Below are 24229 nucleotides of genomic sequence, written 5' to 3' on the forward strand. Positions count from 1 at the left end.
CACGTCCGGGGCACTTTCTGTGAACCTCAGGAGCGGTGGACCACCGAACCGCGCAGCACCACGGCCTCGAGCTCGCGGAGCGCACGGTGGTCGGCGCGGGGGTCGCGCGGGACCACCAGGAGGTCCGCGGGATCCCCGTCCTCGAGCCCGGGCACTCCCAGGAAGGCGCGGGGCGCCCATGCCGCGGCGGTGAGGATCTCGGTGCCGTCGAGGCCGGCCCGCGCGAGCTCGTCGAGCTCGTCGTGGATGATCCCGTGGCCCAGCACGCCGCCGGCGTCGGTGCCCACGAGGAGCTGCACGCCCGCATCGAGCGCGTCGCGGGTGCGGGTGTAGCGGCTCTCCCGCAGTCGCCGCATGTGGGCGGCGTAGGCGGGGAACTTCCGCTGTCCCTGCTCGGCGTACTCGCGGAAGTGCTCGACGTTGACCAGGGTGGTGACGACGGGAACCCCTGCTTCGGCGGCCCGTGCTGTCGTCTCGGCGGTCAGCCCGGTCGCGTGCTCGAGGCAGTCGAAGCCGGCGTCCAGGGCCAGCGGCAGCGTCTCCTCGTCGAAGGTGTGGGTGGTGATCCGCGCGCCCTCGGCGTGCGCGGCGTCCGCCGCGGCGGCGAAGTCCTCCCCGGACCAGGTGGTGGTCAGGTCCCCCGCGTCGCGGTCGATCCAGTCGCCCACGAGCTTGACCCAGCCGTCGGACCGCCGCGCCTCGGCGGCGACGGTGGCAGGCAGGTCATGGGGCTCGACCTCGTGGGCGTAGCCGATCAGGTAGCGGCGGGTGCGGGCGATGTGCCGGCCGCAGCGGATCAGACGGGGCAGGCCCTCCCCGAGCGCTCCCGGGGCCTCGTCCTGGAGGGGTCGGGTGTCGATGATCGAGCCCGCGTCGCGGATCAGCAGCACGCCGGTGTCGCGGTCCACGAGCGCCTGGGCGCGCGCCTCGGCCAGGCTCGTGCCCCCGCCGCCGTTCCCGATGCCGAGGTGGCAGTGCAGATCGGCGAGGCCGGGCACCACGACGCCGTCGAGCTCGAGGATCTCGGTCCCGCGCGGCACCTCGGGGCGGGTGTGGAGGATCCGGCCCCCGGCGACCCACGCCTCGGAGATCTCCCGGTCCGGGCCCAGGAGCACGGGGCCCCGCAGGTGCAGGACCACCTCATCGGCCACGACGGGTCTCAGCGCTTCTTGCCGAACAGATTCTGCAGCTCGGGCGGCAGCTGCGAGGGATCCAGGTCCGCGAGATCGGGGGTCGCCTGGGTGGGGCCGCCCCCGAAGGCGGAGCCGCCGCCGTCGCCCTGGGCGGCCTTGGCCGCGGCCTCCCGCTCCTGCTGGGCACGCTTGGCCGGGTTGGAGGAGAGCTTCTTGCCGCCCTTGCCCCCCTTGCCGCGCCCGGAGGCCTGGGGCTGCATGCGCCCGCGGCTCTTCTTGCCGAAGCCCTGACCGGGCGCCCCGGGCATGCCGGGGACTCCCCCGCCGCCGCCCATCGAGCGCATCATCTGCTGGGCCTGCTTGAAGCGCTCGAGCAGCTGGTTGATCTCCGAGACCGACGTGCCGGAACCGCGGGCGATGCGGGCACGGCGCGAGCCGTTGAGCACCTTGGGATCGTTGCGCTCGGCGGGCGTCATCGACTGGATGATCGCCTCGATCCGGGTGATGTCCTTCTCGTCGAAGTTGTCGAGCTGCTCGCGGAACTGGCCCATGTTGGGGAGCATCCCGAGCATCTTCTTGATGCTGCCCATGTTCTTGAGCTGCTGCATCTGGTGCAGGAAGTCGTCGAGGGTGAAGTCCTGGCCGGACTGCAGCTTCCCGGCCATCTTCTCGGCCTCGGCCTGGTCGAAGGCCTTCTCGGCCTGCTCGATGAGCGACATGACGTCGCCCATGTCCAGGATCCGCCCGGCCATGCGGTCGGGGTGGAAGCGCTCGAAGTCCCCGAGCTGCTCACCGGTGGAGGCGAAGAGGATGGGGCGGTGGGTGACGCCGGTGATCGACAGGGCCGCACCGCCGCGGGCGTCTCCGTCGAGCTTGGAGAGCACCACGCCCGTGAAGCCCACGCCGTCGCGGAACGCCTCCGCCACGCGGGCCGCGTCCTGGCCGATCATCGCGTCGACCACGAAGAGCGTGTCATCGGGATGGATGGCGTCGCGGATGTCCCGCGCCTGCTGCATCATCTCCTCGTCGACGCCCAGGCGGCCGGCGGTGTCGACGATCACGACGTCGTGCTGCTGGAACTGGGCGGTGGAGACGCCGTTCATCGCCACGAGCACCGGGTCGCCCACGCCGTTGCCGGGCTCGGGGGCGAACACGGGCACGCCGGCGCGCTCGCCGACGATCTGCAGCTGGGTGACGGCGTTGGGCCGCTGGAGGTCCGCGGCGACGAGGATCGGCGTGTGCCCCTGGTCCTTCATCCACTTCGCGAGCTTGCCGGCCAGCGTGGTCTTGCCCGCGCCCTGGAGGCCCGCGAGCATGATGACCGTGGGCGGGTTCTTGGCCCAGGTGAGCTCGCCCGCGGCGCCGCCGAGGATCGTCACCAGCTCGTCCTGGACGATCTTGACGACCTGCTGGGCGGGGTTCAGCGCCTTGGAGACCTCCTCGCCGAGGGCTCGCTCGCGCACGGTCCCGGTGAACTCGCGCACGACGGACACGGCGACGTCGGCGTCCAGCAGGGCGCGTCGGATCTCGCGGATGGTCCGGTCGACATCGGCCTCGGACAGGCGGCCGTGCCCGCGCAGCCCCTTGAGGGAGGCTGTGATGCGGTCGGAGAGGTTGTTGAACACGGAGGCGTGGTCCTTCGCTGCGGACGGGGGCTGACGGCGGCAGAGCGCCCACAGTCTAACGGCGGCCCCCGGGAGCCCGCCGGGGCGCCAACGGGCGCCCACCGCAGCGGCGGCGGACGGGGCCGGGGCGCGGACGGGGCCGGGGCCCGGCCGGCGTCAGGCCGCGGCGGCGTCCATGATCGCGGCGATGATCCGGCCGACCATCGGGGCCTCGAGGGGGCGCCCGCGCTGATCGGTCAGGTACAGCACGTCGACGGCCCGCAGGCCCAGCGTCACCACGTGCGCGCTGCGCACGTCGAGCTGGTGCAGGGTGATCATCTCCGCGACGTCCGCGAGGAGGCTCGGGCGGTTGGCGGCGTTGACCTGGATGACCGTCGCACCATCGGAGGCCTCCGGGAGCAACGTGACCACCGGCATGTCCTCGGCGGTGCGCGCCGGGATGCCCGGCGGGACGTCGAGCACCCGCGCCGCGGGGTCATGGCGCCGGTCGAGCTCGCGGACCAGCGCGCTGCGCAGGGCCGTGGGATGCGGGAGGTCGCTCTGGCGGCCGCTGACCCACCAGGTGTCGACCGCGACACCCTCTTGGGTGGAGACGACCGCGCTGCGCACGTCGATCCGCAGCCGCGCGAGCACGCGGGCCATGGCGGCGAACACCCCGGGGGCATCCGGCGCGCCGAGGCAGATCTGGCTGACGTCCTCGTCCGACGTCGACGCCGGGTACAGCACCTGCGGCGCCTTGGTGCGGTGCACGGAGTCCAGCACCGCACGCTCGACGCCGCGCTGGGGGGCGAGGAACTCGCGGGGGCCGCGCAGGGAGCCCGACAGGGCGGCGCGGGCCCGCTCGGTGAGGTGGTCGATGAGGGAGGCGCGCCAGCTGGACCATGCGGCGGGGCCTGCGGCCTTCGCATCGGCCTCGGTGAGGGCTCGCAGCATCTCCAGCTGGCCGGGATCGTGGTCGACGGCGTCCAGGAGGGCGCCGAGCGTCGTCGGGTCCGAGGGGTCGCGGCTGGTGGCGAGCTCGACGAGGGTGAGGTGCTCGGCGACCAGGCGCTCGACCGCCTCGGCGTCGTCCTCGCTGAACCCGAGGCCCAGGGCCGCGCTGCGCGCCAGCGGGGCTCCCTCGCGGGCGTGGTCGCGGGCGCCCGCGCGCTTGCCGATGTCGTGCAGGAGCGCGGCGACCAGCAGGATGTCGGGTCGGTCGACGTGCCCGAGGAAGCGCTGGACCTCGCGCACCGTCTCGATCTGATGGCGGTCCACGGTGAAGCGGTGCACGGCCGAGCGCTGGGGCCGGTTGCGCACGCCCTCCCACTCGGGGATCCAGCGGGAGACGATGCCGTGGACGTCGAGCGCCTCGTAGGTGTCGGTGACGTGCGCGCCCGCGAGCGCATCGACGAGGACGTCCCGCTGGGCGGGGCCCAGGGGGAGGTGGACGGGGCGCTCGCGGAGCCGGTTCAGGGTGGCGTCGGTCAGCGGCAGCCCCGTCGCCGCGGCGTGGCGCACCGCGGCGAGGTCCCGCAGCGGGTCCTCGATCGTGAGGTCCACGGAGACCTGCCCCGACTGCACGACGACGCCGTGGTCGAAACGGGACAGCGCCGGGCGGCGGTCGGTCCCGGAGCCGGTGGTCCCCTTGCCGCCGGGGGCGGCCGCGGCCTGGGCGGCGCGGACCACGCGGTGCAGCTCCCAGGCGACGGTCCGGGCGGCCTGGGCGAGGTCGGCGAGGAGATCGTCGGCGGTGTCCCTGCCGCACAGGGCGGCCACGGCGTCCTGATCGGAGCGGCCCAGGCGGGTGCCCGAACGTCCGGTGACGGCCTGGAGGGCGTCGCGGGCGTCCAGCAGGACGTCGGCCGCGCGATCCACGGCCACGTGGTCGTGATCGGCGAGCCAGGCGCCGGCGAAGGCGCGGATCACGGTGACGTCCCGCAGTCCGCCGCGGTCGGACTTGAGATTGGGCTCGGAGGAATGGGCCAGCACGCCGTAGCGGGCGCCGCGGTCCTCGGCGAGGTCGATGAGCTCCTCGCGGCGGGTGCGCGCCTGGACCCTCCACACGCGGCGCACGCGCGCCGCGGTGTCCTGGACCAGCGCGTCGTCGCCGTCGATGGTCCGCAGGTCCAGCAGCGAGATCGCCGCCCGGAGGTCCTCGCCCGCGATGGCCTCGCTCTCGGCGGGGGTGCGGACGGCGTGGTCCAGCGAGCTGCCGGAGTTCCAGATCGGGTACCACAGGGCGCTGGCGAGCGTCGTCGCCTGCTCCTCGTCGACCACCTCGGGGTCGATCACGAGGATCAGGTCGAGGTCGCTCGCGGGGCCCAGATCCCTGCGGCCCAGGGAGCCGACGGCCGCCAGGGCGGCGCCGGAGGCCGGGGCACCGGACTGCGCCCACAGGTCCCGCAGCCACCGATCCACGAGATCGGCGTGCTGGGACCTGCGGGCGCTTCCGGCGGCCGGATCCCCGAACCCGCGGTGCAGCACATGATCGAGCCGCATCGCGGGCAGGGAGGCCTGGGAGGGATCAGAGGGCACTGGCACCTTCCTCGCCGGTGCGCACGCGCACGACGGTTCCCACCTCGCTGGACCAGACCTTGCCGTCGCCGATCCGGCCCGAACGAGCCGCCTGGACGATGACCTCGACGATCGACGGCTCGTCGTGCTCCTCGGTGAGGATCTCGAGCTTGATCTTGGGGATCGTGTCGATGCGGTACTCGGCGCCGCGGTAGACCTCGGTGTGTCCGCCCTGGCGGCCGTAGCCCGCCACCTCGCTGATGGTGATGCCGGTGACGCCGTGCTCGCGGAGCCCGTCGGTGACGGCCTCGAGCGCGTGCGGCTGGATGACTGCGGTGATCAGTCTCATCGGGCATCTCCTGCGGTGGTGGGGGTGGTCGACTCGGACGCATCGTCGGCGACCGGGGTGGGAGCCGTCGGGGCCGCGCCGGCGTGGGCGGCCTCGACCGGACGGCGGTCGATGCGGGAGCCGAAGCCTCCGAGCAGATCGTAGCCGGACTCGGCGTGGTGGGTGATGTCGATCCCGGCGCGCTCGTCCTCGGCGGAGATCCGCCAGCCCAGCGTGACCTTGATGATCAGGGCGATGATCGTGGTGACGACGCCGGAGAAGATGACGGCGGCGATCGCGATCACGACCTGGACCACAAGCTGCTGGATGCCGAAGCCGTACAGCAGACCGCTCTCGGTGGACAGGAAGCCGATGAGGACGGTGCCCACGAGACCGCCGACGAGGTGGACGCCGACGACGTCGAGCGAGTCGTCGTAGCCGAAGCGGTACTTCAGGCCCACGGCCAGCGCGCAGACGGCGCCGGCGATCAGGCCCAGGGCGATCGCGCCCAGCGGGCTGACGGCGGCCGCGGCCGGCGTGATGGCCACGAGGCCCGCGACGATGCCCGAGGCGGCGCCCAGCGAGGTGACGTGTCCGTCGCGGATCCGCTCGACGAGGGCCCAGCCGAGCATCGCCGACGCGGTGGCGACGGTGGTGGTGACCCAGGCCAGGCCCGCGGTGCCGTCGGCGGTGCCGGCGCTGCCGGCGTTGAAGCCGAACCAGCCGAACCACAGCAGGGCGGCGCCGAGCATGACGATGGGGAGGTTGTGGGGCTTCATCGGGTCCTTGCCGAAGCCCAGGCGCGGGCCGACGATGAGAGCCAGGACCAGGCCGGCCATGCCGGCGTTGATGTGGACGACGGTGCCGCCCGCGAAGTCGATGGGCGCGACGGCGGCGGCGAGGTCGTCACCGGAGCCGGTGGTGCCGAACATCATCGCGGCGATCGAGTCGGCCGAGCCCGAGAGGAGCCCGCCGCCCCAGACCATGTGCGCCAGCGGCGCGTAGCAGACGAGGATCCAGACGGCCACGAAGACCATCCAGCGGCTCAGGCGCACGCGGTCGGCGATCGCCCCGGAGATCAGCGCGGCCGAGATGATCGCGAAGGTCATCTGGAAGCCGGCGGCGACCAGGAACGGGACGCCGGAGCCCGCGAGCAGCGAGTCCGCGTCCTCGCCGTGGAGGCCGAAGAACTCGGTGGGGTTGCCGAAGACGCCGATCACGTCGCTGCCGAAGGCGATCGAGTAGCCGGCGACGATCCACACGATCGCCCCGATCGCGATCGCGGTGAAGGACATGAGCATCATGTTGAGGACGGTGCGTGCGCGCACCATGCCTCCGTAGAAGAAGGCGAGGGCCGGGGTCATGAGCAGCACGAGTGCAGCGCTCGTGAGCAGCCAGGCGGTCGCGCCGGTGTCGAGCGTGAAAGGCATGGGAGCTTCCTGAGGGATCGGCGGGGACTCGGCGCGCGCGCCGGTGCGGACCCGACCGGGACCGCTCCGTCATCGTGGCGCGTCGGCCCCTCCCCGCGCTCGCTGGGAGGCCCCTGTTACCCATCCGTGACGTCCCGTCCCATCCGGCGGACGGTCCCCGGAGAGGTCCGATGCCTGTCCGCGAGGCCCCGTGGCGACCGTCCTCAGGCGTCGAGCAGGGCGTCCACGAAGCCGTGGGCGTCGAAGGGTGCGAGATCGTCCATGCCCTCGCCGAGACCCACCATCTTCACCGGGACGCCCAGCTCACGCTGGACGTTGACGACGATGCCGCCCTTGGCGGTGCCGTCGAGCTTGGTGAGCACGAGCCCGGTGATCTGCACGGCCTCGGAGAACACGCGGGCCTGCTGGAGGCCGTTCTGGCCGGTCGTCGCGTCGAGCACGAGCAGGACCTCCTGGACCCCGACGCCGTGCAGTCCCTTCTCCGCGACCCGGCGCACCTTGCCGAGCTCGTCCATGAGGCCCTTCTTATTCTGCAGGCGCCCCGCGGTGTCGATGATGACGACGTCCACGCCCTCGGCGGTGCCCTCGCGGACCGCGTCGAAGGCGACGGCGGCGGGATCGGCGCCGTCCTTGTCCGAGCGCACGGTGCGCACCCCCACGCGGGACCCCCAGGTGGCGAGCTGATCGGCGGCGGCGGCGCGGAAGGTGTCCGCGGCCCCGAGGACCACGGTGCGTCCCTGGGCCACGAGCACGCGGGCGAGCTTGCCCACCGTGGTGGTCTTGCCGGTGCCGTTGACCCCGACCATGAGCATGACCGAGGGGACGGTCGTGCCGTCCTCGGCGGTCAGCGCGGTCGCCGCGAGGCGGCGGTCCATCGTCGGATCCACCAGCGTCACGAGCTCCTCGCGCAGCACCTCGCGCACGGCCTCGGGGTCGCGCTGCCCCAGGACCTGCATGCGGCGGCGCAGGTTCTCGAGGAGCTCGTCGGTGGGGCCGGGGCCCAGATCCGCGAGCAGCAGGGTCTCCTCGATCTCGTCCCAGGTGTCCTCGTCGACCCGCTCCCGGGAGAGCAGGCCCAGGACGCCGCGCCCCAGGCTGCCCGAGCGCGAGAGGCGGTCGCGCAGGCGGACGAGGCGGTCGGCCGGCGGCTCGGGCGTGTCCAGCCGGGGCTCGACGGGGCGCTGGGCGCCCGTGTCCGGGGTCGCGGGGGCGGTGGCCCCGCCCTGCTGCGCCGCGTCGGGTGGGGTCGGCGGGGCGGGCGTCCCGGTGTCGGCAGGGGCCGGGGCGTCCGAGGGCGCCGTCGGCGCGGTGGTGCCGACGGCCGGGGCGTCCGTGCTCTCGGCCGTGCCCGCGGGGCCGGCTGCCGCATCGGCCGGCTCGGCGGTGTCGGCCGGGGCAGGTGCGGCGTCGGCCGGCTCGGCGGTGCCGCTCGGGCCGGGCGCGCCGTCCTCGGGTCGGGTGCGCGGCGGCGCGGGAGCGGTGAACGACTCGTCCCAGGTGGGGGCGGCGGGGCGCTCCTTCGTCGCGGTCGTGCCGCGCGGGGCGTCCGAGCCGCCCGGGGTGGTGCCGTCCCGCGTGTCCCGGTCACGGTCGCGTCCGCGACGTCCGCGGAGGACCGCCCAGGCGCCTCCGCCGACGACGGCGACGCCGCCGACTGCGACGGCGAGGACTTCGAGCAGGGATATCGGGTCCACGGTTCACCTCCGGGCTCGGGGCGGCCACGAGGTCCGCGCGGCCAGCGGCCAGTGTAGGGGCGCGGGCGCGGTGCGACCGGGTCAGACGAGGGTCACGACCACGTCTAAGCGGCCGTGCCCCGGCCGAGCGAGCCGGAGTGGCGCGGCCGGACCGGGCCGGTCAGGACTGCGTGCGCGCGGTCCGCGAGGTGTGACGGCTCGGGGCGACCTGCTCGCGCTGGCGGCGCAGGTGCGGGAGCGCGACGACGAGGAGGAGCCCGGCGGCGACGAGCACGGCGAGCACGAGGAAGAAGACGGCGACACCCATGGCACAAGTGTGCGCCACCGGGGCCGACGAATCGAGCATCCCGGACGGGACGCGCCGCGAGGTGCGACACATCGTCGTCCGCGGGGATCGGATCGGGTGGCCGGCGCCGGAGCGCCGGCCCGCGATCAGCCGAGCTCGGGGAACCAGATGCCGATCTCGCGGGCCGCGGACTCCGGCGAGTCCGAGCCGTGGACGAGGTTCTGGATGACGGGCAGGTCCCACTGGCGGCCGAGGTCACCGCGGATGGTGCCGGGGGCGGCCACGGTGGGGTCGGTGGTGCCCGCGAGCGAGCGGAAGCCCTCGATGACGCGCTCCCCCTCGGCGACGATCGCGACGACGGGCGCCGAGCCCATGTACTCCACGAGCGGGGCGTAGAAGGGCTTGCCCTCGTGCTCGGCGTAGTGCGCGGCGAGGACGTCCTCGGTCGCGAGGCGCTGGGACAGGGCGACGATCCCGTAGCCCTTGGCCTCGATGCGGCGGAGGATCTCGCCGCGCAGGCTGCGCTGGACGGCGTCGGGCTTCAACAGGATGAGGGTGCGCTCGGTGGTCATGGCGCGACCCTATCCGGAGCCCGGCATCCGGGGCGAACGGGCGGTCACCCCGGGAGCGGGCACACAAGGATGGTGAGTCCGGGGCCGCGGCCGCAGCCGGTGCGGCCGCACGACACCGGCGGGGCGCCTGCTCCGGGCGCGCGGAGCTCAGTCGGTCGGATTCGCCTCGCCCTGCGCGGCCCGCTCGGCGAGGACGCGACGGTCGATCTCGTCCTTCTCGGCGTCCCAGCGGTTGCCGCGCACCACCCCATAGACGTACAGGGCGGCGAAGGCGGGGCCGATCACCCACATCGCCGGGACCACGATCCCCATCAGGATCACCGGCACCTGCAGCACGGCGCCCACGACGTAGCCGACGGACCCGCGCCGCAGGATCCCCGCGGTCAGGAGCAGCAGCACGCTCGAGATCAGGGCGAGGGTCCAGGTGGCCACGCGGTGCTCGGGGATCAGCTGATGTGCCACGAGCGCGGCGAAGAACACGACGAACGCCTCGACCGTCAGGGTCGTCATGGACAGCATCCGCTGGGCGCCGTGGGCACGGGCCGACGGCGCGATCCGGACGGCCATCACGCCTCGTCCCCGCGGCCCATGAGGTCGCGCACCTCGGCGGCCAGCGTCACGGAGCCGGCGACCACCACGCCGCCGAACTCGCCGCCGCCCTGCTCGGCGAGGTCCACGGCGGCCTGCAGCGCATCGGGCAGCGAGGCCGCCTCGGTCACGCGGTCCTCGTCGTCGAAGATGTCCCGGGCGATGTCCGCGAGGCGGTCGGTCGGGATCGCGCGCGGCGAGGAGGACTGCGTGACGACGACGACGTCCAGGAGCGGCTCGAGGACCTCGAGGATCTGCGCGGCGTCCTTCTCCTGAAGGATCCCCACGACGCCGACGGTGCGGGTGAAGCGGAAGTTCTCCCGGACCGTGTCGACGAGCACCGCGGCGCCGTCGGGGTTGTGGGCCGCATCGACGAGCACGGTGGGCGCCTGGCGGATCACCTCGGCGCGACCCGGGGAGGTGACCGCGGCGAGCGCCTCGCGCACGACGTCCTGACCCAGCGGCGTCTCCCCGTCCCCCAGGAGCGCCTCGCACGCGGCCACGCCCAGCAGAGCGTTGTGCGCCTGGTGCTCGCCCAGCAGCGCCAGGAACACCTCGTCGTACCGGGCCGCGATGCCCTGCAGGCTCAGCAGCTGACCGCCCACGCCCGGCGTCCGGTCGAGCACGGCGATCTGCTCGTCCTCGAAGGCCGCGACGGCACCGAGAGCGGCGACGCGCTCGCGGAGCACCCGGGCGGCGTCCTCGTAGCGCTGACGGCCGATGACCGCGAAGGCGTCGGGCGTGAGGATGCCCGCCTTCTCCCCCGCGACGTCCTCGATGTCGTCCCCCAGGTACTCCTGGTGGTCGTAGCCGATCGCGGCGACCACCGCGACGTCGGGGTCGATGACGCCGGTGGCGTCCCAGGTGCCGCCGAGACCCACCTCGACGACGGCCACGTCGACGGGCGCGGTGGCGAAGGCCTGGTAGGTCATCGCGACCATGTACTCGAAGAAGGTCAGGCGCGGGCCGCCGCGCTCGAGGGACTCGGCGTCGGCGATCGCGGCGAAGGGCTCGACGTCCCGGTAGGCCTGGCAGAAGTCGGCGTCGGAGATCGGGACGCCGTCGATCGCGATCCGCTCGACCGGGGAGTGCAGGTGCGGGCTCGTGGCGCGGCCGGTGCGCAGCCCCGTCTCCCGCAGGATCCGCTCGGCGATCCGGGCGGTGGTGGTCTTGCCGTTGGTGCCGGCGATCCGGATCGAGCGGTAGGCGTTCTGCGGGTCCCCCATCAGCTCCATGACGCGGCGGATCCGTGTCAGATCCGGTTCGATGCGGTTCTCCGGTGCCCGCTCGAGAAGGGCCGCGTAGACCTCGCGGAGCTCGGAGGACATGGCGGCACGGGCGGGACGGGGCACGGAGCAGCTCCAGGGGACGGAGGACGACGGGACGGCGTGGCCAGTGTACGGAGTCGAGCGGCGAGCGACCCGGCCCCGAGTCCTCCACGGGACGGTCCGTCCCCAAGGACAGCGCCCCCATCGCCCACCGTCCCGGCGGCGGCCTAGCCTCGACGGACACCGGGCCACCGCCGACCCGTCGCACCACGACGTCGCGCAGCGCCCCGTCGTGCACGGCCTCTCGGCATTGGTCCGCACCGGATCGCCCTGTCCTTCCTGCCCTGTCCAGTCCTGTACCGCACCACACGAGGAGATCCGATGGCGACGTTCCGGGGACCTGCGGACGCGTCGTGGCAGATCGCCTCGGGGGCGGGCCTGCCCCGCGACCGCATCCAGGCGGTGCTCGCGTCGCTCGGCACGGCATACGATCCCGGCCCCGCCACGGAACGTGCTCGACACGCTCATCGAGGTGGGAGCACGGTCGAACGCGGCGGCCGGTGGCGCGCGATGACGGGCGTGCTCGGGATCGACACGGCAGCGGCCCGCCTGCATGCGACCCGGATGTTCGCATGCGCCCGCCGGGTCGACGACGTGGCCGAGGCGCTGTCGGCCGCCATCAGGACGGTCGACTGGGACGGGCCGGACGCCGAGGATTTCCGCCTCCGCTGGTCTCAGGGCATCGCCCAGCAGGCGACGTCGGCGGCATCGGCGGTCCGCACGGCCGGCACCGCCCTCCTCTCCGACGCCGCGCAGCAGGATCAGGCCTCGGAGCCCGATGCCGACACGGAGGGCCAAACTCCTCTGCGACCCAGCGGGGACCCCGCCTGCGACGCTCCGGTCCACCTGCACGGGTATCGCACCGGGGACGACCCCGTCCTCCCCGACTGGCTCGAGCGGCCCCTCGAGGATGCCGCGTCCGACATCGCCCGCACCGTATCCGAGGGGATCGGCATCGGGGTGGACCTCGGGTTCGAAGGGACCTCCGAGCTCGGGGAGCGCTGGGGCGTGCGCACGGAGGGCTCCGATCAGCTGCACCGGGATCTCGAGCGCTGGGGCGAGACCTGGACCGACCTCGCCACCGGGGAACGCGTCCCCAGCGTCGCCGAGCTCCTCGCGGGCGGAGCGCTCGTCACGGGATCCGCGCACGTCGCGGCCTACGAGGCGCTGACCGGACGGGACACCCTGTTCCTCGACGATCGCCCGGGAGGCGTCGTCCACGACGTCCGGACGACGACCGTGTCGGCGCAGGGGGCCGCCACGCTGCAGGACCTCGTCCTGGACAACGATGCGCTGCGCCTGTCCAACCCCGGACGGGGAGCCCTCGAGGCAGGCCAGATCGGCATCCGGACCGTGCAGGGCGCGGTCGGCACCGATCCCGTGTACATCGTGCAGGTCCCGCCGACCGAGGGGGCCGGCCTCCTGGATCCCGCGGCGTACGGCGGACAGGGCAACTCCCGGGACTGGGGTTCCAACGTGCGACTCGTCGCGGGACAGCACCCGGCCGCGATGGACGATGTGCGAGCCGCGATGGCCGCGCCCGGACCCGATGGCCGGCCGCTCGTGCCGCCCGGCGCTCAGGTGATGTTCGTCGGACATTCCCAGGGTGGGATCGTCTCGGCCGATCTCGCCGCGGATCCCGCCTTCAACAACACCTCCGGTGCTCCCGGCACGTACGACGTGACGACCAGCTTCTCGGTCGGCTCGCCGGTGCAGACTGTCGTGCCTGCGCAGTCGGGAACGGACGTCGTCAACGTCACCCATGGACCCGTCACCATCGATCCCGTGACCGGAGAGGCCACCGGAGACCCGATCGCCCATGCCGACGTGCAGGGCCTGCAGGTGGACGGCGGTCGTCTCCGATCGCCGAACGTGCACGAGGTGGTCCTGTCGGGGCCCTCGGCTCCGATCGGCATGCGCTGGCTCACGGAGAACCACGACTCCGTCGACGCGAGCGGAGGGCCGCGTGCCGACGGCGGATACGCGGCGACGCTGGGGGCCACCACGGCATCGGATCCGACGCTCTTGGCACTGGAACGTCGACTCACGGGCGTCTACATCGGTCCGGGCACCGAGGTGACGTCCTCGAGCGTGGTGACCGTGGGTCGGTGATCCGAGCGCGGACGACGTCCACGGGCTCGGTGCGCCCGAGCTGGTTCTCCGAGCATGTGTGTCCGGGCCGTCACGTCCGAGCCGCTGTGGAGCACGCCAGTCCAGAGCGGAGCGTCTGACGAGATCCCCTCCGGGACCCGATCGAGACGCATGTTCTCGGGGATGCTGACCGCGTGACCGTGGGCGCGGCGATGATCGCCCGTGCCGCGCATGAGGACGTCCCCTACAGCCGACGCGCCGCCACCGGCGGGTTCGACGTCGGGGCGCCGTTGGGCGAGCCGAACCACAGGGCGTAGATGCGGTAGACGTTGCGATTGCCGTAGCTCGCGCACGCGTCACCGGGGACGACTCCCGCCCCGGCGTCGAGCGACGCCTGGTTGGGGGTGAAGGGCGTGTAGTTGTAGAGCGCAGCCGTGGCGCGGCTGCGGATCTTCACGATCGCGGTGCCGCAGTTCGCGACGGGGCTGAAGTCCACGAGGTTGCGACCGACCTTGTACGTGAAGTCCTCCGCCGGATCGCCGTACTGCTGCAGGCGCGAGGCCGCGAAGTAGACCTGGTTGGCCAGACCCGCGTAGGTCGGGTCACAGGTCTGGTAGTCCGGGCACCGGAACCCGAGTGCCTGCGCCATCTTCTTCTCGGTGGGTTCCGTGGTGGTAACGAGACCCTGCTCCTTCTGGAGCATGGTGATGATGACCTTGGGGCTCACCGAGCATGCCGCGCCGACATCGGTGACCAGCCGGCCCACGCTCGCACCCGTGCGCGCGGGGATCGCGGTGCAGTACTTCGAGGCGGCGCGGGCCGGGGTGTCGATGCGCTGGTCCTTCAGGCACGGCACGGCGGTGCGCGTCGAGTCGCATGCCGCCCCGATCTCGCGAATCCTCGCGTCGGCCTGCTCGGCTCCCATGGCATGGCCGTCGAACATGACCTTGTCACGGAAGATGAACCCCGGGTCGAAGCCGCCCGTGTTGCCGGGCGGGTCCACGGCCTGAGCGGTCGTCGCCGAGCCGGCGGTGAACGCCACGGCGAGGACGATCGCCGCGAGGGCACGGAGGAGGCGTCCCAGTGCCCGATGTGGCACGACGGTGCGAGATGGAGTTGCGAGCACGGGGTCGCCCGAGGGGGGCGGAGGGATGGGATGTCCTGCTCGCGGATCGTAGCGAATCCACGCCGTGCACCGATCCCGACGCACCGGTGGGACATCACGCCGCGCCCGGAGGCGTCCTCGGCGCTGTGGCCCATACCGTCGACGGGCACGGACACGGACACGGACACGGACACGGACACGGACACGGACACGGACAACATCGCGGCCATGAGGCATGGTCGCGGGTCGATGGCGGCACCTGCGCGGGACGGCCAGGTCCTCCCGGGCAGGTGCCGCCCGCGATCAGGCGCGCGCGACCCCCACCCGGACCGTCCCGCCGGAGACCTTCTCGCTCGCCGCGTGCGCGCCGTCCGCGACCGGGACCCCGATCCCGAGGTCGACGGCCAGCACCTCGGAGGCCACCAGGCCCTCGTGCGCCCGCACCGCGGCGAGCACGGCCTCGTCACCGTCCACGGTCAGCCGGATCCGGTCCGAGACGTCCAGCCCTGCCGAGCGACGCGCCTGCTGGATGGCCCGCACGACGTCGCGCGCGGTGCCCTCGGCCTCGAGCTCGGGAGTGACCACCGTGTCCAGCACGAGGAAGTCCCCGCCGGGCAGCACACCGAGCGCCACGCCGTCGCCCTCGCCGCCGTCCCCGGCCACGAGGTCCAGTGCGTACTCGCCCTCGACGAGGGCCAGGCCGCCGGCGGTGACGGTGCCGTCCTCGGCCACGGACCAGTCCCCGCTCTTGGCGCCGCGGATGGCCTGCTGGACCTGCTTGCCCAGGCGTGGCCCGGCGGCGCGGGCGTTGACGGACAGGCGCTGCTCGACGCCCAGGCCCCGGGCCTCCTCGCCGGAGACGTCCAGGAGCGTGACCGCGCGGACGTTGAGCTCGTCGGCGAGGATCGCCGTGAACGGCTCCAGCACCGCGGGCTCGTGATGGACGACGGTGAGGGCGGCCAGCGGAAGGCGCGCCCGCAGCCCCGCCCTCTTGCGCAGGGCGTGGCCGGCGCTGGCGACCTTGCGGACCTCGTCCATGCGCCGCACCAGCTCGCTGTCGCGCACGAAGCGGTCGGCGTCGGGCCAGTCCGTCAGGTGCACGGACCGCCCGCCGGTGAGGTCCCGCCAGATCTCCTCGGTCACCATCGGCAGCAGCGGCGCCGCGACCCGGGTGAGGGTCTCCAGACAGGTGCCGAGCACGTCGATGGCCTGCTCGTCGCCCTCCCAGAAGCGGTCGCGGGAGCGGCGCACGTACCAGTTGGTGAGCATGTCCAGGTAGTCCTGGATGCGCTCGGCGGCATCGGCGATCGCGAGGTCCTCGAGCGCGGCGCGGACATCGCGCACGAGGTCCCCGGTGCGCGAGAGCAGGTAGCGGTCCAGCACGTCCTCGGCCTCGAAGCGCTCGGCGTAGGCGTGCCCGACGGGGCGGCCATCGTCGTCCTTGGGCCCGGCGGCGTTGGCGTACAGCGCCAGGAAGTACCAGACGCTCCACAGCGGCAGCACCGTCTGGCGCACGGCGTCACGGATCCTGGGCTCGTCGACGACGAGGTTGCCGCCGCGCAGGATCGTCGAGCTCATGAGGAACCAGCGCATCGCGTCGGCGCCGTAGAGGTCGAACATCTCGCGGACGTCGGGGTAGTTGCGCAGGGACTTGGACATCTTCTGCCCGTCGTCTCCCAGCACGATCCCGTGGCAGATCACGCTCGTGAACGCGGGCCGGTCGAACAGCGCCGTGGACAGGACGTGCAGCAGGTAGAACCAGCCGCGGGTCTGCCCGATGTACTCGACGATGAAGTCCGCGGGGTTGTGCTCCTGGAACCACTCGGCGTTCTCGAAGGGGTAGTGGACCTGCGCGAACGGCATGGACCCGGAGTCGAACCACACGTCGAACACGTCGGAGATCCGCCGCATGGTCGAGGCGCCGGTGGGATCGTCGGGGTTGGGTCGGGTGAGGTCGTCGATGTAGGGACGATGCAGGTTGACCTGCCCCTCCTCGTCGAGCGGGAGGCGACCGAAGTCGCGCTCGAGCTCGGCGAGGGATCCGTACACGTCGATCCGGGGGTGCTGCGGATCGTCGCTCACCCACACCGGGATGGGCGTGCCGAAGTAGCGGTTGCGGGAGATCGCCCAGTCGCGGGCGCCCGCGAGCCACTGGCCGAACTGCCCCTCCTTGACGTTGTCGGGCACCCAGGTGATCTGCTCGTTCAGGCGCAGCATGGCCGGGCGCATGTCGGCGACCCGCACGAACCAGCTGCCGACGGCCTTGTAGATGAGCGGGTTGCGGCAGCGCCAGCAGTGCGGGTAGGAGTGCACGTAGCTGGTCTCCTTGAAGAGCCGCTGCGCGCGCTGGAGGTTGCGGATGATCGGGCGGTTGGCCTCGAAGACCTGCAGGCCCGTGATCTCGTCGAGCTCTGTGCCGCGGAACATCGGCAGGAACTGCGCGGCGTCGTCGACGGAGACGACCACGGGGATCCCGTAGCCGGCGCTCACCTTCTGGTCCTCCTCGCCGTACGCGGTGGCCTGGTGCACGATCCCGGTGCCGTCCCCGGTCGAGACGTAGTCGGCGACGGTGACGATCCAGGCGTTCTCCAGCCCCCACGGCTCGGGATCTGCCGCGTAGACGTCCCACAGCGGGGTGTAGGCGACGTACTCGAGCTCGGCGCCCGCGTAGGCACGCTCCCCCGCCGCAGCGAGCGCCGCCTCGGCGTCCTCGTGGCCGAGCTCCCGGGCGTGGGCGCCCACGAGGTCACGGGCCAGCAGGTACACCGCGTCGCCGGGCTCGGCGCCGTCGGCCGCGCCGAGGGGGCCTGCCGGGACGGTCACGTAGGTGATCTCCGGGCCGACCGCGAGGGAGAAGTTGGTGGGCAGGGTCCAGGGGGTCGTCGTCCAGGCCAGCGCCCGCACGCCGTCGAGCCCCAGCTCGGCGGCCTTCTCGCCCGCGAGCGGGAAGGTGACGGTCACCGAGGGATCCTGGCGGTCCTGGTAGACGTCGTCGTCCATGCGCAGCTCGTGCGCCGACAGCGGCGTCTGGTCCTTCCAGCAGTACGGGAGGACCGAGTAGCCCTCGTAGGCCATGCCCTTGTCGTACAGGGTCTTGAACGCCCACAGCACGGACTCCATGTAGGGCATGTCCAGGGTCTTGTAGTCGTTCTCGAAGTCGACCCAGCGGGCCTGGCGGGAGACGTACTCCTCCCAGTCCTTCGTGTACTTGAGCACCGAGGCCTTCGCGGCGGCGTTGAAGCGGCCGATGCCCATCGCCTCGATCTCGGACTTCTCCGTCATGCCCAGCTCGCGCATCGCCTCGAGCTCGGCGGGGAGCCCGTGGGTGTCCCAGCCGAAGCGGCGGTCCACGCGGTAGCCGCACATGGTGCGGAAGCGCGGGATGACGTCCTTGACGAAGCCGGTGAGCAGGTGCCCGTAGTGCGGGAGGCCATTGGCGAACGGCGGCCCGTCGTAGAACACGAACTCCTCGGCGCCGTCGCGCTGGGCGATCGAGGCGCGGAACGTGTCGTCGAGGCGCCAGTGCTCCAGGACGCGGTTCTCGAGAGCGGGCAGGTTCGGGGAGGGGGAGAGTTCTCCCCCGGTGACCGGGTAGACCATGGGGACCTCCAGGGCGGGCGGACGGCGACGATGCTGTCCGAGGACGCCCACGGGCCGCTGCCACCGTCTCGGTGCAGCATGTCCCGGTGGCGCGGTACCACCTCGGTTGACCCCCGACCTGACGGCAGGGGCTCCCCTTGTTCCTCAGCGATGACGGGCTGGTCCCGGCGGGTTCTACTGGGGTGCTCCGGGCGCGTCGCGTCCGGGAGGCTCCTGTTCTTCCCGCGGCTCTCCGGTGATGGCCGGGTCGATGCCGTTGGGGCCAGTGTAGTCCGGGGCGGCCGGCGTCCGGGCCGTGGGCGCCGTCACCTCGCGGGGGTCGCCGGCAGGGATCATCGCCCCCACGACCAGCGAGATCGCGAGCGCCAGCAGCAGCCACGCGCCGACCATCCACAGAGGCGCCCTGCTGCCGGCGGCGAGGACGATCACCAGGGTCGCCGAGGCCAGGATCAGGAAGGTCCCCCAGGCGATGGTGCTGGCCGAGCGCACCGGGAGGTCCCCGCGCGCCGTCCGTGGCACGACGACGCGAGGCCGGGAACGAGCAGGTCGGTCCGGACGTCGGGGCGAGCCGGAGCGCGGCGTCCGCGGGGCGTCGGCGCTCATCGCGCCTCCTCGAAGGTGATGTCGCCCGCACCGAGGTGGCCGCGCACGGTCACGCCCACGCTCAGCGCCGTCCACGGGACGGCCACCGGGGGCTCGGGTCCCCCGACCTCCCCGAGGGTCGTGGTCAGGCCCGAGTCGACCATCAGCCCGTTGCCGGCCGCGGGGAGGATCACCGTCACGTCGCCGACGAGGCGGTCGCAGCGGACGGTCATCCCGAGCTTGGCGGTGCTCGCCTCGGCCCCGGGGTTCTGCTGCTCCCAGAGCCGGCGCACGGAGGCCTGGTCGCCGGGGGTGCTCAGTCGCGACAGGTCGATGACGACGTCGCGGTCCCAGCTCCCGGGATCGTCGGACTCGGTGCAGCCCACGACGGCCCCGGGGGTGTACCGCTCGACCTCGACCACCATCGGGGTGGTGTTCGAGGAGTCGGTCATCCGGACCCAGACGACGCTCCCGGCGAAGGTCGTGATGGCGAGCAGTCCGGCGAGCGCGACCGCGATGCTGCGGCGGCGCAGGAGGCCGATGCCCACGAGGAGGAGACCCGCGGAGACGCTCACGACGGCCGCCGCGGCCCCCACCCGGCCGATGCCCGGCAGCGGGCGCGCCGACCCCAGCCCGGGAGCCACGGACGGGACGAGCGAGACGAGCGTGAAGGCGCACGTCCCGATCACCAGCAGTCCCGCGACGAGAGCGAGGGCGTGCCGCGGGGACAGGCGCGCCGCACGGGCCGTACGCGGCGCCCTCGGGCCCGCGGGGTGCAGAGCCCCACCGGGACGGGCCGCGCGCTCGGCGCCGTCCCCGTACCAGGCGCGCGGGGCGTAGGCCCGGAGGTCCTCGAGGGTCCGGCGCAGCTCCTCGTCGTCGAGGATCCCCGCGCGGTGCCCGAGCTCGGCGAAGAGGTAGGCGGAGCGTGCGCGCCGCGCCCGCAGAGCACCCCATGCGAGGACGGTGAGCAGCACGGCCACGACGGGCACGAGGATTCGCAGCGGCGCGCGGTCCTGGGCGATGAACAGGACGATCCAGGAATAGGCGGCGACGAGGGAGGGCAGCACGCCGAGCGCGACCAGGACGTCCCCTCGTCCGGGACGCCCCTGCAGCAGCGCCCGCGCCGGGACGTCCACGACGACGACCTCGTCGGGCGCGTCGCCGATGCGGCGCTCCCGCGGCAGGGTCAGGGCCAGGACCAGGTAGATCGGGAGTCCGATGCCCAGTCCCAGCAGTCCCACGGCGACGATCCGGACCAGGCGGACGGGCAGTCCGCCCGCGTGGGCGAGCGCGGCGCAGACCCCGGCGATGTGCCCATCCCCCTGACGGCGCAGGACATCGGTGCGCAGGGCCTCGGCGATGGCCCCTCCCCGCCCGGGTCGCTGCGCCAGTGCCCGCCAGATGGTCTCGTCCGGGGGGCTCCCGGGGGTCGCGGCGGCCCCGGGCGGCTCCGCGTCGCGCTCGGATCCGGAGGAGGTCATGGCCCCATCCTGCCCCGAGCGGGCCGTGCGGCGCGCCGCGGCGCACCACGTGGAGGTCCCGTGACGGCCCCGTGGGGGCGAGCGCGCGGGCGTCGGGCAGGTGACAATGGGGGGATGACGAGCGCCGTGCACCCCGATGCGTCCGCGTGGACCCGCGAACGCCACGGGGTCGTGCTCACCGGGTCGTGCGCCGCGCTGGCGCGGGTCCTGGGCCTGCCCGTGCGCGGGGTGCGGATCGCCTTCGTGCTCGGGGCGGCCCTGTCGATCCCGGCCATCCCGATGCTCGGCGCCTGGGACGTCTACGCGACGGCCGGGAGCATCGTCCTGACGCTCGCCGCCCCGTTCGTGATCGGGTACCTGTGCCTGTGGTGGGCCCTCCCGCTGGACCGCGAGGGCGAGCGGCGTCAGGCGCTCGCCGCCTCCTCGTCCGCGGTGCGCGGGGTGCCGTCCGCGGCGATCGCGACCGCCGCCCCGCCCACGCGGCAGCTCTCGCGATGGCTGACCCTCGCGGCGATCATCGGTCTGGGGATCATCGTGCTCGCGACCGCCGTGATCGTGCCCTTCGGGGGCCTGCTGACCGGGACCGCCGACATCTTCGGCTCCTCCCTCGGCGGGTACCGGGGCCTCGTGATCGCCGCGACGGGTGTCCTCGCGGCGGGTCTGGCCCTGGGGATCCTGCCGCTGGACGCCGTGGATCGCGCGCGCTGGGGCGGCCGGGTCCGCTCGATGCCCCGCCTGGTGCTGGCGGCCCTGGGCACCGCCCTGACCCTGCTGGCGATCGGCGTGCTGTGGCTGGTGGTGCTGCTGTTCGGGAGCACCGCCGCGCTGATCACCCTCGTCGTCACCGTGTGCATGCTCGGCCTGCTGGCCGTGGTGCTCGTGCCGTGGGTGCTGCACCTGTGGAACGGCATGCGCGAGGAGACCGAGGAGCGGGCCCTGGTCCAGCAGCGCAGCGAGTTCACCGCCCACCTCCACGACTCCGTGCTCCAGACCCTCACGCTGCTCCAGAAGTCCACGACCGACCCCGAGGAGGCGCGGCGTCTGGCCCGCCGCCAGGAGCGTGAGCTGCGGCGCTGGCTCTACCACGTGGGCGTCGAGGACCCGGAGCAGCCCACCGACGTGCGCGGCGCCGTCACCGCCCTGTGCGAGGAGATCGAGGACCAGCAGGGCATCGACGTGCACGTGGTCGTGATCGGCGATGCGCCCATCAGCGATGCGGTGCGGCCCCTGCTGGGAGCCCTGCGCGAGTCCACCGTCAACGCCTGCCGGCACGGAGGGGTGGGCGTGGACGTGTTCGTCGACGTCGCGCCCGAGCGCCTCGAGGCCTACGTCCGCGACCGCGGTCCCGGCTTCGACCTCGCCGACGTCCCCGAGGACCGCCTCGGGGTCCGCGAATCCATCCTGGGGCGCATGCGGCGCGCGGGCGGCACCGCGCAGGTCCGCAGCGCGCCGGGAGGCGGCACCGAGGTCGCCCTCACCCTGGAGACCCCCATCAGGAGCACACCATGACGAGCACACCCCGCGAGCACCCCCGCACCCCGGCACCCGCCCCGGGCCCGCCGGGCACTCCCGGGAGCCCCGGGAGCATCGGCGGCACCGGTGGGACGGATGGCACGGGGGCGGCGGGGCCGCGGATCCGGGTGCTCGTGGTCGACGACCACCGGATCTTCGCGCAGGGCGTCGCGGCCGAGCTGTCGGGCACCTCGTGCGGCATCGAGATCGTGGGGCTGGCCCATGACGTCGAGGAAGCGATCCTGTCGGCCCGCAGCCTGGGCCCCGACGTGATCCTGCTGGACGTGCACCTCCCCGGCGGCCAGGGCGGCGGCGGCGCGGAGGTCGCCGCCACGGTCGAGGAGCTCACGACCCCCGCCGGGACGCCGGTGCGCTGCCTGGGCCTGTCGGTCTCCGACGCCGAGGAGGACGTCCTCGCGGTGATCCGCGCCGGAGCGCGCGGCTACGTCACCAAGTCGATCACGGGCACCGAGCTCGTGGACGCGGTGCACCGGATCGCCGAGGGGGACGCCGTGTTCTCGCCGCGCCTGGCGGGATTCGTGCTCGACGCGTTCCGCGGCACCGCTCCCCCGGTCTCGACCGAGCTGGACCTGCTGTCCCCCCGCGAGCAGGAGGTCATGAAGCTCATCGCCCGCGGCTACACGTACCGCGAGGCCGCGAGCGCCCTGTTCATCTCCGACCGCACGGTCGAGACGCACGTGTCCAGCGTTCTGCGCAAGCTGCAGCTGACCAACCGCTACGAGCTCTCGCGCTGGGCGCGGGACCGTCGCGTCATCTGACCGGGCACCGGCGCCTCAGGCGCCCGCGGGACCGCCGGGTCCCGCGCCGACGCCCGGTGCCCCGGGATCGACCGCGAGCGGCAGGCGCACCGTGAACACGGTGCGCCCGGGCGCCGAGGTCACGGCGATCTCCCCGCCGTGGGACACGACGATCGCCCGGACGATCGACAGCCCGAGCCCCGTGGTCGCATCGGTGCCCGAGCGGGCGGCATCGGCCCGGGTGAAGCGGGAGAACACCTCGCCGAGCAGCGCGGGGGCGATGCCGGGGCCGTCGTCGGCGATCTCGATCACGGCCCGGCCGCGCCCGTCCGCGGGGCCTCCGGCGGCGGGGGCCTCCCGCAGGGACGCCGTCACCGCGGTGCCTGCGGGGGTGTGCTTGCGGGCGTTGGAGAGCAGGTTGACGATCACCTGGGCCAGCTGGCGGGGGTCCCCCCGCACGAGCACCGGCTCCTCGGGGACCTCGAGGGTCCACCGGTGGTCACGGCCCGTGACCTGGGCATCCAGCACCGCCTCGACGACGAGCTCGCCGAGGTCGACCTCCTCGTCGGCACGCGGGGCGCCGTCGTCCAGGCGCGCGAGCAGCAGCAGGTCCTCGACGAGGGAGGTCATCCGGCGGGACTGCGCGTCGAGGCGGTCCACGGACTGCTCGCCGCGGTCGGAGAGCTCCTCCGTCAGCCGCAGCATCTCGGTGTAGCCGCGGATCGCGGTCAGGGGCGTGCGCAGCTCGTGCGAGGCGTCGGCGACGAAGCGACGCATGCGCTCCTCGCTGGCCTGCCGGGTCTCGAGCGCCCCCTCGACGTTGTCCAGCAGGTGGTTCAGGGCCCGCGCCACCTCGCCCACCTCGGTGCCCGCCGGGGCGCGGTCGGCGGGGATCCGGTCGTCGAGCGCCACCGCCCCACGGGACAGCGGCATCTCCGCGACCTGGCTCGCCAGGCGCGAGACCTCCTCCAGCGGCCGCATGGTGCGCCGCACGATGAGGGAGCCCGCGACCCCGGTGACCACCATGGCCCCGAGACCCGCGCCCAGCAGCGTGAGGTCCAGCCGGGTGAGCGTCGAGTGCATCTGGGCCAGCGGCAGCCCGGTCACGAGGGTCGTGCCGTCCGAGCTGGTGGTGGCCACGACGCGGTAGTCGCCGATGGACAGGTGCACGTCCACGCCGGTGGGAGCGGCGGTGCGATCCTCGGTGGTCCCGGCGGCGGGGTCGTCGGCCTGGACGGCGTCGCGGATCGTGGTGAGGTCCGCGGCGGACAGCGCCAGGACGTCGCCGTCCTCGTCCCGCCAGCCGCCGGTGCCCGCGGAACCGTCGATGATCACCGCGCTCAGCTCGAACTCCCCGCCTCCGGGGTCCCCACCCAGGGGCGGCGAGCTCTGATGGTCCTCCCCTCCCTGCGGCGCGGTGCCGTGGGTGGCGCGGTCCGAGGCCCGGGACAGCTGGGCGTCGAGCTGCGCGGAGAGCTGATCGCGCACGGAGACGTGGGTGACCACGCCGATCACCAGGCACATCACCGCGACCGTCGCCAGCAGCAGGGCCACCAGGACGGTGCGCAGGCTGGCCCGCCGCCGCGGGCGGGCGGGCGAACTCACCTGCAGCGTCGA

18 protein-coding genes are annotated in these 24229 nt (G+C 73.5%); 3 read left to right on the forward strand and 15 right to left on the reverse strand.

The genetic code is table 11. From position 1 onward, the window contains the following. Positions 1 to 26 precede the first annotated feature (26 nt). The 10 genes from ACT3TZ_RS07640 to ACT3TZ_RS07685 form a co-directional block, all read right to left on the reverse strand. A complete protein-coding gene (locus tag ACT3TZ_RS07640) occupies positions 27 to 1151 on the reverse strand; it encodes an amidohydrolase family protein (protein WP_444582806.1) in 1125 nt (374 codons plus the stop codon). Between the two features lie 8 nt (positions 1152 to 1159). After that, positions 1160 to 2758, reverse strand: coding sequence for a signal recognition particle protein (gene ffh / locus ACT3TZ_RS07645; RefSeq protein WP_444582807.1), 1599 nt, complete (start codon positions 2756 to 2758; stop codon positions 1160 to 1162). 156 nt (positions 2759 to 2914) lie between these two features. After that, positions 2915 to 5275, reverse strand: coding sequence for a [protein-PII] uridylyltransferase (locus ACT3TZ_RS07650; RefSeq protein ID WP_444582808.1), 2361 nt, complete (start codon positions 5273 to 5275; stop codon positions 2915 to 2917). Next, the gene (locus ACT3TZ_RS07655; RefSeq protein ID WP_444582809.1) at positions 5265 to 5603 is read right to left on the reverse strand and encodes a P-II family nitrogen regulator; all 339 of its coding nucleotides are present in this window, start codon (positions 5601 to 5603) and stop codon (positions 5265 to 5267) included. Before ACT3TZ_RS07655 ends, ACT3TZ_RS07650 begins: the two co-directional genes overlap by 11 nt. After that, on the reverse strand, positions 5600 to 7012 hold the full coding sequence (locus ACT3TZ_RS07660) for an ammonium transporter (protein ID WP_444582810.1): 1413 nt from the start codon (positions 7010 to 7012) through the stop codon (positions 5600 to 5602). Before ACT3TZ_RS07660 ends, ACT3TZ_RS07655 begins: the two co-directional genes overlap by 4 nt. A gap of 203 nt (positions 7013 to 7215) precedes the next feature. Next, positions 7216 to 8706: a signal recognition particle-docking protein FtsY gene (gene ftsY / locus ACT3TZ_RS07665; protein ID WP_444582811.1), complete on the reverse strand. Its 1491-nt coding sequence runs from the start codon at positions 8704 to 8706 to the stop codon at positions 7216 to 7218. 160 nt (positions 8707 to 8866) lie between these two features. Then, positions 8867 to 9013 carry a hypothetical protein gene (locus tag ACT3TZ_RS07670; RefSeq protein ID WP_444582812.1) on the reverse strand — a complete coding sequence of 49 codons (147 nt, stop codon included), beginning with the start codon at positions 9011 to 9013 and terminating at the stop codon, positions 8867 to 8869. A gap of 125 nt (positions 9014 to 9138) precedes the next feature. After that, positions 9139 to 9564: a nucleoside-diphosphate kinase gene (gene ndk / locus ACT3TZ_RS07675; protein ID WP_444582813.1), complete on the reverse strand. Its 426-nt coding sequence runs from the start codon at positions 9562 to 9564 to the stop codon at positions 9139 to 9141. Between the two features lie 147 nt (positions 9565 to 9711). Then, positions 9712 to 10131 carry a DUF4233 domain-containing protein gene (locus tag ACT3TZ_RS07680; protein ID WP_444582814.1) on the reverse strand — a complete coding sequence of 140 codons (420 nt, stop codon included), beginning with the start codon at positions 10129 to 10131 and terminating at the stop codon, positions 9712 to 9714. Next, a complete protein-coding gene (locus tag ACT3TZ_RS07685; RefSeq protein WP_444582901.1) occupies positions 10131 to 11480 on the reverse strand; it encodes a bifunctional folylpolyglutamate synthase/dihydrofolate synthase in 1350 nt (449 codons plus the stop codon). The genes ACT3TZ_RS07680 and ACT3TZ_RS07685 overlap by 1 nt, the downstream gene beginning before the upstream one ends. A 321-nt stretch (positions 11481 to 11801) precedes the next feature. On the opposite strand from ACT3TZ_RS07685, the gene ACT3TZ_RS07690 reads away from it, so the two are divergent. Beyond that, complete coding sequence (locus ACT3TZ_RS07690) at positions 11802 to 13592, forward strand: WXG100 family type VII secretion target (protein WP_444582815.1); 1791 nt, start codon at positions 11802 to 11804, stop codon at positions 13590 to 13592. A gap of 223 nt (positions 13593 to 13815) precedes the next feature. Here the strand turns inward: ACT3TZ_RS07690 and ACT3TZ_RS07695 are convergent, their stop codons facing one another. The 4 genes from ACT3TZ_RS07695 to ACT3TZ_RS07710 all read right to left on the reverse strand — a co-directional run bounded on the left by ACT3TZ_RS07695 (position 13816) and on the right by ACT3TZ_RS07710 (position 20342). Beyond that, positions 13816 to 14670 (reverse strand): hypothetical protein, encoded by an 855-nt coding sequence (locus ACT3TZ_RS07695; protein ID WP_444582816.1) that lies wholly within the window; start codon positions 14668 to 14670, stop codon positions 13816 to 13818. A 309-nt stretch (positions 14671 to 14979) separates the two neighbouring features. Continuing rightward, entirely contained in the window at positions 14980 to 18276 is a 3297-nt protein-coding gene (ileS, locus tag ACT3TZ_RS07700; RefSeq protein ID WP_444582817.1) for an isoleucine--tRNA ligase, read from the reverse strand. A 174-nt stretch (positions 18277 to 18450) separates the two neighbouring features. After that, complete coding sequence (locus tag ACT3TZ_RS07705) at positions 18451 to 18765, reverse strand: hypothetical protein (protein WP_444582818.1); 315 nt, start codon at positions 18763 to 18765, stop codon at positions 18451 to 18453. 110 nt (positions 18766 to 18875) lie between these two features. Next, a complete protein-coding gene (locus tag ACT3TZ_RS07710; RefSeq protein ID WP_444582819.1) occupies positions 18876 to 20342 on the reverse strand; it encodes a PspC domain-containing protein in 1467 nt (488 codons plus the stop codon). A gap of 114 nt (positions 20343 to 20456) precedes the next feature. On the opposite strand from ACT3TZ_RS07710, the gene ACT3TZ_RS07715 reads away from it, so the two are divergent. After that, positions 20457 to 21851, forward strand: a complete 1395-nt coding sequence (locus ACT3TZ_RS07715; protein ID WP_444582820.1) for an ATP-binding protein — start codon at positions 20457 to 20459, stop codon at positions 21849 to 21851. After that, positions 21848 to 22633 (forward strand): LuxR C-terminal-related transcriptional regulator, encoded by a 786-nt coding sequence (locus ACT3TZ_RS07720; RefSeq protein ID WP_444582821.1) that lies wholly within the window; start codon positions 21848 to 21850, stop codon positions 22631 to 22633. The genes ACT3TZ_RS07715 and ACT3TZ_RS07720 overlap by 4 nt, the downstream gene beginning before the upstream one ends. A 15-nt stretch (positions 22634 to 22648) precedes the next feature. On the opposite strand, the gene ACT3TZ_RS07725 is transcribed toward ACT3TZ_RS07720, so the two are convergent. Next, positions 22649 to 24217 carry an ATP-binding protein gene (locus ACT3TZ_RS07725; RefSeq protein WP_444582822.1) on the reverse strand — a complete coding sequence of 523 codons (1569 nt, stop codon included), beginning with the start codon at positions 24215 to 24217 and terminating at the stop codon, positions 22649 to 22651. Positions 24218 to 24229 lie beyond the last annotated feature (12 nt).

Source organism: Brachybacterium sp. AOP25-B2-12, assembly GCF_052378625.1.
Taxonomy (GTDB): domain Bacteria; phylum Actinomycetota; class Actinomycetes; order Actinomycetales; family Dermabacteraceae; genus Brachybacterium.